The sequence below is a fragment of the Microbacterium timonense genome, assembly GCF_900292075.1.
In the GTDB taxonomy this organism is placed as follows: Bacteria; Actinomycetota; Actinomycetes; order Actinomycetales; family Microbacteriaceae; genus Microbacterium; species Microbacterium timonense.
On sequence record NZ_OLMV01000001.1, the window covers coordinates 1,115,978 to 1,132,301 of the forward strand.

The 16,324-nt window shown below is 70.5% G+C and carries 14 protein-coding genes; 7 read left to right on the forward strand and 7 right to left on the reverse strand.

Annotated elements, in window-relative coordinates; translation table 11 throughout:
• Positions 1 to 2: 2 nt before the first annotated feature.
• On the reverse strand, positions 3 to 1,010 hold the full coding sequence (locus tag C9992_RS05345; RefSeq protein ID WP_235007998.1) for a LacI family DNA-binding transcriptional regulator: 1,008 nt from the start codon (positions 1,008 to 1,010) through the stop codon (positions 3 to 5).
• A 190-nt stretch (positions 1,011 to 1,200) separates the two neighbouring features.
• On the opposite strand from C9992_RS05345, the gene C9992_RS05350 reads away from it, so the two are divergent.
• The 4 genes from C9992_RS05350 to C9992_RS05365 are packed head-to-tail and all read left to right on the forward strand — an operon-like array spanning position 1,201 to position 6,426.
• Positions 1,201 to 2,454, forward strand: a complete 1,254-nt coding sequence (locus tag C9992_RS05350; RefSeq protein ID WP_106814467.1) for a sugar ABC transporter substrate-binding protein — start codon at positions 1,201 to 1,203, stop codon at positions 2,452 to 2,454.
• An 11-nt stretch (positions 2,455 to 2,465) separates the two neighbouring features.
• Positions 2,466 to 3,578, forward strand: coding sequence for a carbohydrate ABC transporter permease (locus C9992_RS05355; RefSeq protein WP_106814468.1), 1,113 nt, complete (start codon positions 2,466 to 2,468; stop codon positions 3,576 to 3,578).
• The gene (locus tag C9992_RS05360; protein WP_106814469.1) at positions 3,575 to 4,486 is read left to right on the forward strand and encodes a carbohydrate ABC transporter permease; all 912 of its coding nucleotides are present in this window, start codon (positions 3,575 to 3,577) and stop codon (positions 4,484 to 4,486) included. Before C9992_RS05355 ends, C9992_RS05360 begins: the two co-directional genes overlap by 4 nt.
• Complete coding sequence (locus tag C9992_RS05365; protein ID WP_106814470.1) at positions 4,483 to 6,426, forward strand: glycogen debranching N-terminal domain-containing protein; 1,944 nt, start codon at positions 4,483 to 4,485, stop codon at positions 6,424 to 6,426. The genes C9992_RS05360 and C9992_RS05365 overlap by 4 nt, the downstream gene beginning before the upstream one ends.
• Here C9992_RS05365 and C9992_RS05370 read toward each other — a convergent pair.
• Both C9992_RS05370 and C9992_RS05375 read right to left on the reverse strand, forming a co-directional pair.
• A complete protein-coding gene (locus tag C9992_RS05370; RefSeq protein ID WP_106814471.1) occupies positions 6,413 to 6,904 on the reverse strand; it encodes a YbaK/EbsC family protein in 492 nt (163 codons plus the stop codon). The genes C9992_RS05365 and C9992_RS05370 overlap by 14 nt on opposite strands.
• 9 nt (positions 6,905 to 6,913) lie before the next feature.
• Positions 6,914 to 7,747, reverse strand: a complete 834-nt coding sequence (locus tag C9992_RS05375) for a methyltransferase domain-containing protein (RefSeq protein ID WP_106814472.1) — start codon at positions 7,745 to 7,747, stop codon at positions 6,914 to 6,916.
• A gap of 192 nt (positions 7,748 to 7,939) precedes the next feature.
• Here C9992_RS05375 and C9992_RS05380 point away from each other — a divergent pair, with 192 nt between their 5' ends.
• The 3 genes from C9992_RS05380 to C9992_RS05390 all read left to right on the forward strand — a co-directional run bounded on the left by C9992_RS05380 (position 7,940) and on the right by C9992_RS05390 (position 11,668).
• Entirely contained in the window at positions 7,940 to 9,025 is a 1,086-nt protein-coding gene (locus tag C9992_RS05380) for a Glu/Leu/Phe/Val dehydrogenase family protein (RefSeq protein ID WP_106814473.1), read from the forward strand.
• A gap of 173 nt (positions 9,026 to 9,198) precedes the next feature.
• Positions 9,199 to 10,791, forward strand: a complete 1,593-nt coding sequence (locus C9992_RS05385) for an AMP-binding protein (RefSeq protein ID WP_106814668.1) — start codon at positions 9,199 to 9,201, stop codon at positions 10,789 to 10,791.
• Between the two features lie 70 nt (positions 10,792 to 10,861).
• Positions 10,862 to 11,668 carry a ZIP family metal transporter gene (locus tag C9992_RS05390; RefSeq protein WP_106814474.1) on the forward strand — a complete coding sequence of 269 codons (807 nt, stop codon included), beginning with the start codon at positions 10,862 to 10,864 and terminating at the stop codon, positions 11,666 to 11,668.
• 5 nt (positions 11,669 to 11,673) lie between these two features.
• Here C9992_RS05390 and C9992_RS05395 read toward each other — a convergent pair whose 3' ends face one another.
• The 4 genes from C9992_RS05395 to C9992_RS05410 form a co-directional block, all read right to left on the reverse strand.
• Positions 11,674 to 12,999, reverse strand: a complete 1,326-nt coding sequence (locus tag C9992_RS05395; RefSeq protein WP_106814475.1) for an HNH endonuclease signature motif containing protein — start codon at positions 12,997 to 12,999, stop codon at positions 11,674 to 11,676.
• Positions 13,000 to 13,063: 64 nt separating this feature from the next.
• The gene (locus C9992_RS05400; protein WP_106814476.1) at positions 13,064 to 14,293 is read right to left on the reverse strand and encodes an MFS transporter; all 1,230 of its coding nucleotides are present in this window, start codon (positions 14,291 to 14,293) and stop codon (positions 13,064 to 13,066) included.
• The gene (locus C9992_RS05405; RefSeq protein ID WP_106814477.1) at positions 14,290 to 14,886 is read right to left on the reverse strand and encodes an ArsR/SmtB family transcription factor; all 597 of its coding nucleotides are present in this window, start codon (positions 14,884 to 14,886) and stop codon (positions 14,290 to 14,292) included. Before C9992_RS05405 ends, C9992_RS05400 begins: the two co-directional genes overlap by 4 nt.
• Positions 14,887 to 15,057: 171 nt before the next feature.
• On the reverse strand, positions 15,058 to 16,308 hold the full coding sequence (locus C9992_RS05410; RefSeq protein ID WP_106814478.1) for a glutamyl-tRNA reductase: 1,251 nt from the start codon (positions 16,306 to 16,308) through the stop codon (positions 15,058 to 15,060).
• Positions 16,309 to 16,324 lie beyond the last annotated feature (16 nt).

The window sequence follows — 16,324 nt, forward strand, 5'->3', positions numbered from 1 at the left end:
CGTCAGCGCACCACGAGCCGGGGCTCGACGAGCACGTGCGCGCGACCGGCCGCCGGAAGCCGCGGCGCGACGACGCTCCCGGACTCCCCCATCAAGAGCTCCAGCACGCCGGCGGCGACGCGCTCGGGCAGCTGCTCCACGCTGCTCAGGCCGAGCGCTTCGGCGGCCGGCGTGTTGTCGAAGCCGATGACCGGAAGATCTGCCCGGCCGGCCGACGCCGCGGCCAGGTGAGCGCCGATCGCGAGCGCATCGCTGGCGCACACGATCCCGTCGACCTCGTTCCCGCCCTCGAGGAAGTCCGCCACGACGGTCCGTGCGCGGCCGACGTCCTCTTCGCAGACCAGCCGGGGGCCTTCGGCATGCGCCGACGCCATCGCCTCACGCCACCCGCGCTCCCGCTCGTCGCCCGTCCCCGACCCTGCTGGCCACCCGAGGAACGCCACGCGTGTGCCCCGGGCGAGCACGTGCTCCGTCGCGGCACGCGTGCCGGCCGCGCCGTCGACGTCGACCCACAGGTGAGCGGGTGCGGCGACGTCATCCTCGCCCCACGGCCGCCCGAACGCGACGAACGGGATCCCGCGATCAGCCAGCCAGCCCGTCCGAGGGTCGCCGTGGAACGTGCCGGTGATGACGACCGCGTCGATCTCACCGCCGTCGATGAGCTCCCGCATGCGGTCGATCTCATCCCCCGGCGTGCGCGCGGCGTACAGCTGGATGCGCATGCCGCGTTCACCTGCTCGTTCGGTGAGCGCGTGCACGAACCTGTCGAGCACGACGCCCGAGATGCCTCCGGCGTACGGGTCGAGGTGGATGCCGATGGTCGAACTGCGCCGCGTACGCAGCCGCCGGGCGGCCACATGCGGACGGTAGCCCAGGTCGGAGATGGCCTGCAGCACGCGCTCGCGCGTCTCTTCGCGCACGATCCCGGGGCTGTTCAGGACGTTCGAGACGGTCTGGCGGGACACGCCGGCGGCGAGCGCGACGTCTTCGACGGTCGGTGCCTTCGTCACGCGCTCCCCTTCCGCCATGTCGGCATCGGATCGTTCAAATCGTTATCCTACGGGCGGCTCGCGGCCCTTGACAGGCGTATGGGCGATTTCCTACGGTGGGCTTCACAGCGTTCTTTGATCGTTCAAACCAGCGATTCTTTGAACGATCAACACACTCGCCGATCCGCACTCATCGAAGGAGAAGAGACTCATGACACGGCACTCCACACGCGCCGCCCTCGGCGCCGGCGCTCTGCTCGTGACCGCATCGCTCACGCTGGCCGGCTGCGGATCAGGTTTTGACGACGACGGCGGCAACGACGCCGGCTCGGGCGGGCTGACCTCCAGCGACGACGCGCTCACGATCCTCATCGGCACCTCCGGCGACGCCGAGACCGCCGCCGTCGAAGACGCCGTCGCCGCCTGGTCGGAGGAATCGGGCATCGAGGCATCCGTGCAGGTCGCCAACGACCTCCCCCAGCAGCTGTCCCAGGGCTTCGCCGCCGGCGACCCGCCGGACCTGTTCTACCTGGCGACGGAGGCGCTCGCCGGCTATGCCGGGAACGGCTCTCTCGTCCCGTACGGCGACCAGCTCAAGAACAAGGACGACTTCTACCCGTCGCTCGTCGAGAACTTCACGTTCGACGGCGACTTCTACTGCGCACCCAAGGACTTCTCCACGCTCGCGCTCGTCATCAACAAGGGCCTCTGGGATGCCGCGGGCCTGACCGATGACGACATCCCGACGACGTGGGACGAGCTGGCGACCGTGGCGCAGACGCTGACCAAGGACGGCGTCGTGGGGCTCGGGTTCGGTCCCGAGTACCAGCGAGTCGGCACCTTCATGGCTCAGGCGGGCGGTGGACTCGTCAAGGACGGCGAGGCTGTCGCCGACAGCCAGGAGAACGTCGATGCCCTCACCTACGTTCAGGATCACCTCGTCGACGGCACATTCGCCTACTCGTCCGACGTCGGCGCAGGGTGGGGCGGCGAGGCGTTCGGCAAGCAGCTGACGGCGATGACCATCGAGGGCAACTGGATCACGGGGGCGATGACGAACGACTTCCCCGACGTGCAGTACGTCGTCGCGGAGCTGCCCGAAGGCCCCGGTGGGAAGGGCACCCTCCAGTTCACGAACTGCTGGGGCATGGCCGCCGACAGCCCGAACCAGCAGGCGGCGCTGGATCTGGTGGAATACCTCACCAGCACCGACCAGCAGCTCGCCTTCTCGCAGGCGTTCGGCGTGATGCCGTCCATCGAGTCGGCTGCCGAGCAGTGGACCAGCGACAACCCTGAACTGGCCGCGTTCCTCGCCGGTGCCGACTACGCCCAGGGCATCCCGACGTTCGACGGCACCGCCGATGTGATCACGGACTTCAACGCCCAGCTCGAGGGTCTGAAGACCGGCGACCCGCAGGAGATCCTCGACTCGGTGCAGTCGAACCTCGAGGCGATCGTCGGCTGAGCGGGTCCCGCATGGCCACGACCACGACGGCCCCTCGCCGCGCGCGCAGTCCCCGATCGGGGATCCGCCGCGGCGAGGCGGCCGCGGGGTGGATCTTCACCCTCCCCGTGATCCTCATCCTGGGCGTCTTCCTGCTCATCCCGGTGCTCATGGCGCTGTGGGTGAGCTTCTCGGACTGGTCGGGCCGGGGCAGCCCCTTCTCCGCGAGCGTGAACCTCGTGGGGTTCCAGAACTATGCCGCGGTCACCACCGGCGACGGCCTGGCCACTCGGGACTTCGGCACGGCGATGCGCAACAACGCGTGGTACGTGCTCCTGGTCGTGCCACTGCAGACCGCGCTGTCGCTCTTCCTCGCCGTCCTGGTGAATGGCGCCGTCCTACGCGGTCGCGGCCTGTTCCGGACCGCGTTCTACTTCCCGTCCGTGACGGCCACGGTCGCGATCATGGTGCTCTGGCTGTTCCTGTTCAACGCCGTCGGCCCGGTCAACGCGATCCTCGCCGCACTCGGGATCGACGGGCCGAACTGGTGGGCCGACCCGAGCGGCATCGTGCACGACGCACTGGCGGCCGTGGGCATCACGGAGGGACCCGCCGCACTGACTGACAACGACTTCCTCGGCCTCTCGTGGTGGGATTGGCTCGCCGGTCCCTCGGTCGCGATGTCGGCGATCATCCTCATGGGGATCTTCACGACGAGCGGCACGTTCATGCTCCTGTTCCTCGCGGCGCTGCAGAACATCGGCCCCGAGATCCAGGAGGCGGCGATGGTCGACGGCGCGAACGCGTGGCAGCGCTTCTGGCGGGTCACTCTGCCTCAGCTGAAGCCGGCCCTGTTCACCGTGCTGACCCTGGGCCTGATCGGCTGCTGGCAGGTCTTCGATCAGATCTACACCGGCACCCAGGGCGCGCCCGGCAAGACGACGCTGACCCCGGCCTACCTGTCGTACGACGCCGGCTTCCTCGACCAGCACTGGGGACAGGGCGCTGCGATCGCGTTCATCCTCTTCGCCATCATCGTGCTGTTCACCATCTTCCAGCGCTGGGTCCTCCGCGAGCGTCCGGTGTCGCGGCGCCGTGCACGGCAGTACCAGGTGCCCTCGCGCCCGAAGGGAGGCGCATCATGACCGGCACCGCCGTCGACGAGCGCCCGGTCGTCGCGCCACCGAAGGCCCCGTCGAGGCCGACGAGGGACGTCCGCCGCCGGACCGCGCGGGTCGGATGGCAGATCGCGCTCTACGTCCTGCTCATCGCGATCGCGCTGTTCTACGTGTATCCGTTCCTGGTCCAGATCGGCACCTCGTTCAAGACCGACGCCGAGGCGGCGAGCGATCCGGTCGGGCTCATCCCCCAGACGTGGACCACGGCCGCCTACGAGCGGCTCTTCCTGCACAGCGACTTCCCCGTGTGGTTCCGCAACTCGACGATCGTCACGGTTCTGGTGACGCTCGGTCGCGTCTTCTTCGTCTCCCTTGCCGGCTATGCGCTGGCTCGCCTGAACTTCCGAGGCCGCGGTGTCGTGTATGCGGGCGTGATCGCGGTGATGGCCGTTCCCAGCGTCGTGCTCCTCATCCCCCGGTTCCTCGTGATCAACCAGCTCGGCATCTACGACACCTACGCCGGCATGATCCTGCCGCTGCTGGTGGATGCCGCGGGCGTGTTCATCATGAAGAACTTCTTCGAGTCGATCCCCGTCTCGGTGGAGGAGCAGGCGCGCATCGACGGCGCGGGCACCTTCCGGATCTTCTGGTCGGTGGTGCTGCCGATGGCGCGCCCGGCCCTCATCACGATCGTGATCCTGTCGTTCCAGGGTTCGTGGAACGAGCTGTCGCACTTCATCGTGTCCACGCAGTCACCCGAGCTGACCACGCTCACCAAGGGCGTGGCTTCTCTGGCCTCCGGTCAGCTCAGCCAGGGCAGCCAGTATCCGATCAAGCTCGCCGCCGCTCTGATCATGACGATCCCCGTCGCCGTCATGTTCTTCATCTTCCAGCGACGCATCATGAACACCAGTGAAGGAGCCGTCAAGGAATGAGTTCCGCCCCGGGCGCCCCGTCCGTCCCGCTGCAGCCGCTGCTCAACGACGCCGCGATCGTCTTCCGCGCCCCCACCCAGGTGTGGTCCGCGCGCGACGGCGATCTCGGGGCCGCCACGATCGACGGCGTCTACCACGGCGACGTGCGTCACGTGCGAGCAGTGGAACTGTCGTGCCCGGACTCGGTCGTGGAGTGGATCTCGGTGTCGGCCGATGGCCCCGACCGGATCGTCTTCGGCGGCCTATTGCGGGGACTGGACGACCCCACGCCCGATCCGAAGGTCCGTCTCACGAGGGACCGGCGGGGGCAGGCGGGCCGGCTCACCGAGACGATCATCGTCACCTCGCGCGTGGATCACCCGCTCGACTCGACGCTGTCGGTGCGGCTGACGCCCGACTTCGCCTCGCTGCACGACGTCAAGTCGGGCGTCGCCCAGTCCCGCGCGTTCGAGGTGGAGGCGGCGACGGATGCCGGGATCGCCGTGTCGGCAGGGGCCCAGAGCTTCGTCCTGCGCTCACCCGACGCGACAGCGCAGGTCGACGACGACGCGCTCGTCGTCACCTGGCCGGTGGCGGTCGCTCCGGGAGGCCACGCAGAGCTCACGTGGTCCGTCGACCTCCACGACGACGCGCTCGTCGTTCGTGAGGCGGCCACGCCGGCGCGCTGGGATGCGCACGCCCTCGCCGCCGACGTCCGCGACGCCGAGCCGCGGCTCGCGCGGTGGCTGCAGACGGCGCTGGGCGACCTGGATGCCCTTCGCCTGGCACTGCCCGACCACCCGGACGACGAGTTCTTCGCGGCCGGGGCGCCGTGGTTCTTCACGCTGTTCGGGCGCGACTCCTTGTGGGCGGCGCGTCTGGCGCTCCCGGTGGACGTGGGCATCGCGGCATCCACCCTCCGCGTCCTCGCCCGGCTGCAAGGCGCCCTCGACGATCCCGACACCGCACAGGAGCCCGGCAAGATCCTGCACGAGCTGCGTGCCACGAGCCTCGAGTTGCCCGGTGAGGGCATCGTGCTGCCGCCGCGGTATTACGGCAGCGTCGATTCCACGCCGCTGTGGGTGTGCGTCCTCGCGGACGCATGGCGGGCCGGGATGCCGGAGGCGGAGGTCCGCGAACTGCTGCCCGCGCTGGCGGGTGCGCTGCGCTGGATCGTCGAGCTCGGCGACAGCGACGGCGACGGCTTCCTGGACTACATCGACCGCACCGGCCGGGGCCTGGCGAACCAGGGCTGGAAGGACTCGGGCGACTCGATCCAGTGGCGCGACGGCACGCTCGCCGAAGGCCCCATCGCGCTGTGCGAAGTGCAGGCCTACGCCTACGAGGCGGCGATGTCCGGCGCGGAGCTCCTCGAGACGTTCGGGCGTGACGGGGACGCCGTGGGCGCGCCGACGCCGGCCGCGCTGCGAGCATGGGCCGCGCAGCTGCGCGAGAGATTCGCGGCGGCGTTCTGGGTGCAAACGCCCGAGGGGCGCTACCCGGCGGTGGCTCTGGATCGCGACAAGCGGCCCGTCGACACGCTCACGAGCAATGTCGGCCATCTGCTGGGCACCGGCCTGCTCGACGAACCCGACGAGGCGCACGTGGCCGAGCTGCTCGTCGGCCCGACGATGTCGAGCGGCTTCGGCATCCGCACCATGTCGACGCGCGCGGCCGGCTACTGGCCGCTGTCGTATCACGGCGGCAGCGTCTGGACGCACGACACCGCCATCTGCGCGCACGGGATGGCCCGCGCGGGCCTGACCGAGCCCGCCCGCCTCGTCGTGGAGGGACTGCTCGCCGCTGCGGAGGGCTTCGCGTACCGGATGCCGGAGCTGCACTCGGGCGACCCCGCGTCGGTCACGGCAGTGCCCACGCCCTACCCGGCGGCGTGCCGGCCGCAGGCCTGGTCGGCCGCCGCGGCGATCACCTGCCGCGAGATCCTCCTCAGTCGACCTTGACCACGGCGCCGCCGGTGAGCCGGACGAGGTCGTCGAAGGTCAGCGGGAACACCGTGTGCGGCGTGCCACCGGCGGCCCAGATCTCGGGGTAGCCGGCGAGGTCCTCGTCGACGACGGTCGTCAACGGCGAGGGGTGACCGGTCGGGGCCACGCCGCCGATCGCCTGGCCGGTCGCCTCGCGGACCTGCTCCGGCGTCGCCCGCTGGATCCTGCCGCGGCCCAGACGCTCCGCCAGCGCGGCGGTGTCGACACGGTGGGCACCGCTGGTCATGACCAGGAGCGGCTCCCCGTCACTGAAGAACACCAGACTGTTGGCGATGGCGCCCACGTCGACTCCGAGCGCCTCCGCGGCGAGCGCGGCGGTCGACGCGGCGTCGGGCAGCACCACGATGTCGCCGGGGATGGCGGCGGCGCGGAGCGCGTCGTGGACCAGACGGCTGCGGGCGGGGAGGGCGGCGGGGGCGGGCGTATCGGTCACGAGCCCACCCTATGACTCACCGCGCGGTGACTCCGCCGGTCCCCGGCCGCGCGCGAGGATCTCGCCGTGCGGCATGAGCAGCCACCCGTCGCCGGCGGCCGCCCACTCGCGCCACCCGTCCGAGATCCGCTGCAGGCGGGCATCGTCGGCGCCGATCGCGCGGGCTTCTTCGGCGAAGGCGGACTGCAGCACCCGGTCGGCCCACATGCCGCCCCACCAGGCGCGATCGTCGTCGTTCTCGAAGAGCCAGAGCGATGCGGTGGACCGGATGTCGCCGAGGCCCGCCTCGCGCGCCCACGCCTTCAGCCGCCGGCCGGCGGCGGGCTCGCCGGCGACGCTGCGATGGGTGCGGAGGTACAGCGCGAGCCAGTCGTCCAGCGCGGGGATGCGCGGGTACCAGATGACGCCTTCGTAGTCGACGTCGCGTGCGGCGACCAGGCCCTCGGCTCCCGCGACGCGTCCCAGCTCCCGCAGCATGTCGACCGGCCGTTCCACGTGCTGCAGCACCTGGTGCGCGTGGACGACATCGAATTCGCCGTCGCGGAACGGCAGGCGATACGCGTCGGCGACCTCGAACGACAGGCCCTCGCGGCCCGCGGCGCCGACGTGCTCGGCTGCGGCCTGTGCGACGACATCGGCCGAGGCATCCACCCCCACCACCCTCCCGGGAGCGACGAGGTCCGCGAAGTCGGCCGTGATCGTGCCCGGTCCGCTGCCGACGTCGAGGACCGACATGCCCGGTCGCAGCCACGGAAGCACGTACCCGGCCGAGTTCTCGGCAGTGCGCCAGCGGTGCGAGCGCAGGACGCTCTCGTGGTGGCCGTGGGTGTAGGCGTCGGGCATTCCTCGATGCTAGCCACGTCACGCAGTGTGCCGGAGAACGCGCAAGCCGAGCGGCGTCACTCACGCATTCTGCGCAAGAGCGACCGAGACGGTTGAACAATCCGCCGGTTCGGTGTGCAATGGGATCGGATGCCGCAACGCCGCGTCGTCCGCAGCGCACCGCCCACGAGGCCCGCCGAAGGAAGTATCGCGATGACGCACACTGTGCCCACTCTGCCCCTGCCGGATTTCACGCACGAGCGGGTGGAGGTGATCACGGGGCGGCGCAGCGGCCTGTTCATCGCGGTGGCGCTGCACTCCTCGGTGCTCGGCTCCGCGCTCGGCGGCGCGCGTCTGTGGACCTACCCGCACTGGAGCGATGCGCTCGGCGACGCGCTGCGACTGTCCGCGGCGATGACCCTCAAGAACGCGGCGGCGGGCCTGGACGCCGGCGGTGGCAAGTCCGTGATCGCCCTTCCCGCCGGGGTGACGCTCGATTCGGAGCGACGACGTGCCGCGTTCCTGGATCTCGGTGATGCCGTCGAGTCGCTGCATGGCCTGTACCGCACCGCAGAGGATGTCGGCTCGACCACCGAGGACATGCTGGTGGTGAGCGAGCGCACCGAGCACGTCGTCGGTCTTCCCGACACGGTGGGCGGCTCGGGCGAGCCCGCCGGCCCGACGAGCCTCGGCGTGTACGAATCGCTGCGGGCGACGCTCGAGCGCGTCGTCGGGACCGCGGACGTGGCCGGCCGCCGCATCACGATCTCGGGTCTCGGACAGGTGGGCAGTCGCCTCGCGGTCCGCCTCTCGGCCGAGGGCGCCACGCTCACCGTGACCGACGTCAATCCCGCCAAGCGCACCCTCGCGACGGAGCTCGACGCCGACTGGGTCGCTCCGGGTGAGGAGCATCTCATCCCGGCGGACGTGTTCGTCCCCGCCGGCATCGGCGGAATCCTCACGGACGAGGTCATCGACGCGCTCGATGCGAAGGCGGTCTGCGGTCCGGCCAACAATCCGCTCGCCGACCACAGTGGTGCCGAGCGGCTCGCCCGACGAGGCATCCTGTACGCCCCGGACTTCGTCGTGAACGCGGGCGGCGTCATCTACCTCGATCTCGAGGCGAAGAAGATGGGCACCCGCGCGCAGATCATGGAGCGCGTCGCGCAGATCGGCGACACCGTGCGGCGCGTCTTCGACGAGGCGGAGGCCCGTCAGGTCACCCCCCTGGAGGCGGCGGAGGGGCTGGCGGCGGAACGTCTCGCTGCGGGAGGCCGCCAGCCGGCCCTCGCACGCTGAGGAGCCTGCGCCCGGCTCACAACGGAGTGTCCGGGCGCGGGGCCGGCTGACACTGCGTTCCACCGTCCGAGGAATCCGGTGCCATCATCGCGGGGCGAGGTGGCATGATGGTCGCACGGTCCGTGTGGCAGCGGCCGCACCAATCGCCACGTCGCCCGATCGAAGGAGATCCGGTGTTCACCAGTCCGTATTCCGATGTCGAGATCCCCGAGCTCAGCGTCTACGACTATCTGTTCGCCAGCCTCTCCGATGAGGATCTGGGGCGCGTCGCGCTCATCGACCCCGCGACCGGTGCGGAGACGACCTACGGGGCCCTGCGCACGCAGGTGGACCTGTTCGCCGGCGCTCTGGCCGCACGCGGCGTCGGGCTCGAGACGGTCGTCGGTCTGCTGTGCCCGAACGTCCCGGCGTTCGCCACGGTGTTCCATGGGATCCTGCGCGCCGGCGCCACGGTGACGACGATCAACTCGCTGTACACGGCGGGCGAGATCGAGAAGCAGTTGCGGGATGCCGGGGCGACGTGGCTCGTCACCGTCCATGCATTGCTCGCCCAGGCGGCCGCCGCAGCCGAGGCCGTCGGCATCCCCCATGACCGTGTGATCGTCCTCGACGGCGGGCCCGGACATCCGCACCTGGCGGGGCTGCTCGCGGAGGGTGCGGCTGCCCCGGACGTCTCGTTCGACCCGGCCTCGCACATCGCCGTCCTGCCATATTCGTCGGGGACGACGGGCACCGCCAAAGGCGTCATGCTCTCGCACCGCAACCTCGTGGCCAACGTCGCGCAGTGCCGGGTCGCGCTGGACCTCGCGGCGACCGATCGCGTGCTGGCCGTGCTGCCGTTCTTCCACATCTACGGCATGACCGTGCTGCTCAACCTGGCGCTGCGCCAGCGGGCGAGCCTGGTGACGATGCCGAAGTTCGACCTCGTGGAGTTCCTCACCAACATCCAGCGCTTCCAGTGCACCTATCTGTACATCGCGCCACCGATCGCGGTGGCACTGGCCAAGCACCCGATCGTCGACCAGTTCGACATCTCGAGCGTGCACACCGTCTTCTCGGGTGCGGCCCCGCTGGACGGCGAGACGGCCGAGACCGCCGGCCGGCGGATCCACGCCCGCATGATGCAGGGGTACGGCATGACCGAGCTCAGCCCGGTCTCGCACGCGATGCCCATCGATCGCGACGACATCCCGGTCAGCTCGGTCGGTGTGATGCTGCCGAACACCCTCAACAAGCTGGTGGACACCGAGACCGGCGCCGAGATCACCGAGGTCGGCGCCGACGGGGTGAGCAGACCCGGCGAGCTGTGGGTGAAGGGGCCGAACGTCATGCTCGGTTACCTCGGTCAGCCCGAGGCGACCGCACAGACGCTGGATGCCGACGGGTTCCTGCACACCGGCGATGTCGCCGTGTACCACGAGGGCGGCTACTTCTCGATCGTCGACCGCGTGAAGGAGCTCATCAAGTACAAGGGCTACCAGATCGCTCCCGCCGAGCTCGAGGCTCTGCTGCTCGGGCACCCGAAGGTGATGGATGCCGCGGTCATCGGGGTGCTCGACGACGACAGGCAGGAGATCCCGAAGGCGTTCATCGTGCCGGCGCCCGAGTCCGGTCTCACCGAGGACGAGGTCATGGCGTTCGTCGCGGAGCAGGTCGCACCGCACAAGAAGGTGCGCCGTGTCGAGTTCATCGACGCGATCCCGAAGTCGAGCTCGGGCAAGATCCTCCGCAAGGACCTGCGCACGCGCGAGGCGACGACGGTCTGAGCCGCATCGAGGATGCCGCGCTGACGCGTTTCGCCGGGGCATCCGTGCGTGGCGGCGCTACGTTGGCGCCATGGCGGGTGTCTGGCTGGCCGCACTGAGCGGCCTCATCGCGGGCGGGACGCTGCTCGCCGGTGCTGCGGTCGCGTGGTTCGTCGACATTCCGCAGCGCGTGGTCGCGGGCATCATGGCGCTCGGCGCGGGCGTGCTGATCTCGACCCTGGCATTCGAGCTGGTCGAAGAAGCGGCGAAGGACGGCGGGCTCCTCCCTACCAGTGCCGGGTTCCTGGGCGGCGCGATCCTGTACATCGTCGCCGATCAGCTGGTGTCGCGCCCGAGGAGGCGCACGCGCACGGCGAGGTCGGCCGGCGCGCGTCCGGCGTCACGTGCCGGGCAGCCGGCGCCGCGGGCGAACATCGCGGCGCGGCGCGCGGCGGCTGCGGCCGGCGGCTCCGGGGTCGTGATCGCGATCGGCGCTCTGATCGACGGCATCCCGGAATCCCTCGTCATGGGGTTGTCGGTGCTGCAGGGCGGCATCAGCATCCCCATCGTCGCCGCGATCGCGATCAGCAACATCCCGGAGGGCCTGGGGTCGACGGCGGCCCTCAAGCAGAGCGGGACCAGGGGCCGGTTCGTCACGCTGCTGTGGGGCGGCATCGCGCTGGTGACGGTCGTCGCGGCCGTCATCGGCTATCTGCTCTTCCAGGCGGCACCGGCCAGCGTGGTCGCATTGATCACGACCATCGCTGCGGGCGGACTGCTGGCCATGGTGTGCAACACGATGATTCCCGAGGCCTTCGCCGAGCAGCGCGCGCTGACGGGGCTGTGGGCGACGCTGGGGTTCCTCGGCGCGTTCCTGCTGCACGAGATCGCGGGGTGAAGGCCTCAGAACGGGGGTGGCCGTCCGTCGCCCGCCGCGGCGGTCACGAAGACGGGAACCCGACGCTCGGGCTGCACCACATAGCGCCGCTTCGTCGGCGAGAGCCACTCGATCGCGCCGCCGCTTCCGGCAATCTGGCGCACGACCCAGTCCCCGTTGTCCTTGAGAAGATGATGCCCTCGACACAGCGGCGCATTGTTGTCGAGCGACGTCTCACCGCGATCGACCCACCGGATCTGGTGGTCGACGTCGCAGCGCGAGGCCGGCATCCCGCATCCCGGCGCCATGCACCGGTCGGCGCGCCACGTCACGAGACGGCGGAGCGCGGCGGGAGGCGTGTACCTCTCGCGGCCCACCGACAGCACGATTCCGGTCTCGGGATGGGTGAGCACGCGCATCCACTTCGCGTCGCCGCCGCAGAGTCGCCGTGCCGTCTCCAGCGGGATCGGGCCCACGCCCTCGACGACGGGTGGGTCGGCGGGGGCCGCGCCGTGAGAAAGGGCGGGTCGACCGTCACCCTCGAGCAGCGACAGCACCGGGACGGTCACCACGACCTGCGCCCGGATGCCCCGGGCGGCCGTCGGCACGCAGTCCGTCGACCCGTCGACGAGGAGGTCTGCGGCGAGATCGGCACGGACCTGATCGAGCGTCCGGGTCTCGCCCTCGCGGTGGGCGATCACCTTCGCCATCGCGGTGATGCGCCCGTAGATCGCGTGCAGCTCCACGATGGGATGGTGCAGGAGCAGCGTGCCCATGCCGTCGGCACCCTGGTCCACCGCGACGTGGCGGTTCCGCACGGCCGCGGCGTGCCGCTCGTCCAGGGTCTTCGCCTCGGTCCGCGCGATCAGGTCGCGCAGACCCCGCCGGAAGGCACCGACCGACTCGGTCTCGGCGAGCGCCACCGCGGAGGCAGCGATGGACTCGCGAAGCTCAGGTGCCACGGCATCCACCAGATCCACCAGGATCTCGACATGCTTCTCGGTCATGCGGCCGCCGGCCAGCGAATCCCATGCGTGGGGGTACCGCCGCATGAGCGCCTCGGCCTGAACGATGAGGCGGCCGGCGGCATACTCGGTCACCCGCATCGCCGACGCGAGTTCCAGCCGGATCGACCGCTCGACGATCTCGAGAACACCCGCACCGCGACCGACGGCCTCGGCGAGGAGCTCCCGTCGCATCGCATCCACCCGCGCGTACCGCTGCGCCGCGAGGACCGACATGATCGTCGCCGTCTCCAGCACGAGATCCACCGCATCGGGAACCGGCGGAACGAACATGTCCCCCTCGGCGGCGGTCGGTCCGACCGCTTGCGGGGTGGGATGCTCATCCATGGGTTCATGGACATATGTTCGATGCCACGCAAGGGTTCGATCGCGTTCCCCTCACCGCATCGGGTCATTCCACGGCCGCCGCTCGCGCAGCCGGCCTCCGCGCGAGCAGCGCCGTCCCGGCGCCCCCGAGCACGGCACCGACCGTCACCCAGATCAGCACGCGGAAGTCGACGACCGTGAGCAGCCCCGCCCCGACGATGGAGACGAGGGTCTGCGGCAGGTTCACGATGACGTTCGCGGCTGCACCGGTGCGGCCCTGCAGACGGTCGGGCGTCAGCCGCTGACGAAGCGTCGCGAACGCGACGACGGTGACGGGGATGCCGACGCCCATGACGAACATGCCGACGCCGGCCAGCCAGACCGACTCGAATGCGAAGGGCACGCTGCCGGCAGCGACGAGCACAAGGCCGAGGGCCGTCGCGCGCCCCTCGCCCGCACGCGTCACGACGGTCGCCGACGCGATCCCGCCGAGGACCGCGCCGGCACCCTGGATCGGAACCAGCACACCGATCGCCGCGGGATCGGCGTGCATCGCATCCAGCGCGGGGAAGACGACGATGTTGAGCAGCCCGGTCGCGCCGAACCCGATGGCCGCGGCGATGGTGACCACGCGAAGCGTGTGCGGCGCGAAGAGCTGACCGAAGCCGGCGACCAGTTCTCGCAGGTAGCTCTTCCGCTGCTCCGGTTCCGGTGCCGACCCGCCGACCGGAAGCGTCGCCACGATGACGGCGGCCACCGCGAAGCACGACGCGGTCAGCACGATGACGGCCGGCGCGCCGAGCCAGACATAGAGCGCCGTGCCGATGAGCGGTGAGACGAGCCGCAGGCCGTTGTCGATCGTCGAGAGCACGCCGTTCCCGGAAGCCAGTTGGTCGTCGTGCAGCATCGCGCGAATGATCCCGGCTTGTGCGGACGCGGTGACGTACCCGGCGGCGCTGTACAGGAAGACGACGAGGTAGACGAGCCACAGCCGGCTCGCGTCCGACACGAGCAGCAGCGCCAGCACGACGGGCACGAGCGCGACATTGTTGAAGACCAGCAGCCGGCGCCGCGGCATCCGGTCGGCCATCATGCCGATGAACGGCGCCAGCACCGCCGGAAAGCCCAGTGCGACGAACACGAATCCTGCCGCGACGTCCGATCCGGTGAGCTCCTTCACCCACACCGCGATCATGAGGTACAGCGCGCTGTCGCCGAGGTTGGTGGCGACCCACGCCGCCGCCAGGCGAGGGAACCCCTCCGCCGACCACGCAGCCGGACGCCGGAGCCTGCCGCGGGCCGATGCCTCGGTCACGCGTCCGCCTCCGGTTCGGGATTGACGACGGCGAAGAACCGCGAGTACCGCGCACCCGGCGGGCGCTTGGACGGGTCCGTGTGCCGTCCGGCGAAACGGTCGGTGAGGTTCTGCACCTCACGGCTGAACTCGGCCAGTTCCTCGGCGGTCGCCCAGAACGATGAGCGCGTGAACGTCGTCGCCTGGACCCATTCGTCGGATTCCCGATCGATCCGCGAGAACCAGTCCATCGCGCGCAGGAACTCCGACTCGAGCCCGAGCGAGGCGACCGCCTGCACCGCCAGCAGCGAGCCCGGAACGTCGGGATCGGGGCGCATGTCGAAGTCTGCGACCCGGACACGCCACGGCTTCTCACGCCCGCGCCGCTCAGCTCGCTCGATGTAGCCGTACTTCTCGAGCATGCGCAGGTGGAACGAGCAGCTCGCCGCCGACTCTCCCAGCGCCTCGGCGCACTGCGTGGCGGTCGCCTCGCTCACATCGCCCAGATAGTCGAGCAGCGCGATGCGCACCGGGTGTGCGAGTGCGCGGATGCGCTCGGGGTCGGTGATGCGCTCGCGACGGGCACTGCGCGGGAAGGGACGATCGTCGGTCACGCGACCACCGTAGATTCTAAAGACTTCTTTCGCAAGGTGTCTTTAGAATCACGGATGCCGGTATGCAGGGACCAGTGGGTGCACGAATGCGAGGATCAGCGGATGCCGGCGGGCCGGGATCAGCGGATGCTGGGATGCAGAGCCCAGCGTCAGTGCGCTCGAAGCGACGACTCAGGCGGTCGCCCAGAGCCCGTCGTCGTCGGCGTCGGCGCCCGGCGCATCGATGGAAAGACCATGGAGCAGCTCGAGGGCGGCGCGCGCCTCCTCGATGCGTCCCTCGACCGCCAGTTCCCGGATGCGCACAGAGGGGCGGTGCAGGAGCACCCCGGCGAGGTGCCGGAGCGCGGCCTCCACGTCGTCTCCGGCGCCGCGCGAGCGGGCGCGGGCGATCTCGTCCTCGACGATCTTCAGCACGTCGCCGCGCAGCGCGCTGATCGCGGGCCCGGCGAGGCGGTCGGCGTGGAACTCGGTCGCGGCATCCCCCACGATCGCGCGGGCGTCGGCGTGCGCCGAGAACTGCTCGAGCGGCGCATGCAGACGGATGGTCTCGAGGTCGAGCAGCTCGACCCCCTCGACGGCGCCGACCGCAGGATCGACATTGCGCGGCAGGCCGAGGTCGATCACGAGCACGCGGTGACCGGGCGCGAACGCGTCGGCGTGCACCACCGCATCGGCCGTGCACGTGATCACGACGTCGGCGTCGGCGGCGGCCGCGGCGAAGTCGGTCGCGGGGATCAGTCCGCGCTGCGCGGCGAACGCCTCGGCGCGCCCCGACGGGGAGAAGACGTGGATGTCGCCGGCACCACGCGCGCGCAGCGCATCCACGGTGCGGGCGGCGTAACGGCCGGTGCCGACCAGCACGACACGGGCGGCGGCCCAGTCGGCGATGCGGCTCGAGGCCAGTTCGAGCGCGAGACGCACGAGGGATCGGTGTGCTCCGCGCAGCTGCGTGCGGTTACGCACCCCGCGGCTGGTGTGCGTCGCCTTCTGGAACAGCCGCTCCAGCTCGCTGCTCGTGGTGCCCTCGATCCGCGCGGCATCCAGCGCGCGCCGCACCTGACCCGAGATCTCGTCCTCACCGACCACGACCGATTCCAGCCCGCTCGTGACAGCGAACAGGTGGGCTGCGGCATCCGCTCCCTGATGCACGGCGACCGATGCGCGCAGCAGATCCGCGGAGACGCCGGATGCCTCGGCCATCGCCTCGACGACCGACTCGACCGCGACGGCCTCGCCGCCGGTCAGCGGCTCATCGATGTCGAGGTACGCCTCGAAGCGGTTGCAGGTCGCCAGCACGACGGCGCCCGACACGAACAGCTCGTCCTGCACGAGCGCCCGCGTGGCCGTCGGTGCACCGACGGAGAGACGCTCCAAGACGTCGAGGCTCGCGTTCCGATGGTTCGCGGTCAGACAGAGGAGCACGACTCTAATCTTAACG

Bases quoted from the DNA above. Each gene is read 5' to 3' on its own strand.
- C9992_RS05350 (WP_106814467.1), top strand. From the start codon at position 1,201: ATGACACGGCACTCCACACGCGCCGCCCTCGGCGCCGGCGCTCTGCTC.
- C9992_RS05355 (WP_106814468.1), top strand. From the start codon at position 2,466: ATGGCCACGACCACGACGGCCCCTCGCCGCGCGCGCAGTCCCCGATCG.
- C9992_RS05360 (WP_106814469.1), top strand. From the start codon at position 3,575: ATGACCGGCACCGCCGTCGACGAGCGCCCGGTCGTCGCGCCACCGAAG.
- C9992_RS05365 (WP_106814470.1), top strand. From the start codon at position 4,483: ATGAGTTCCGCCCCGGGCGCCCCGTCCGTCCCGCTGCAGCCGCTGCTC.
- C9992_RS05375 (WP_106814472.1), bottom strand. From the start codon at position 7,747: ATGCCCGACGCCTACACCCACGGCCACCACGAGAGCGTCCTGCGCTCG.
- C9992_RS05380 (WP_106814473.1), top strand. From the start codon at position 7,940: ATGACGCACACTGTGCCCACTCTGCCCCTGCCGGATTTCACGCACGAG.
- C9992_RS05390 (WP_106814474.1), top strand. From the start codon at position 10,862: ATGGCGGGTGTCTGGCTGGCCGCACTGAGCGGCCTCATCGCGGGCGGG.
- C9992_RS05395 (WP_106814475.1), bottom strand. From the start codon at position 12,999: ATGGATGAGCATCCCACCCCGCAAGCGGTCGGACCGACCGCCGCCGAG.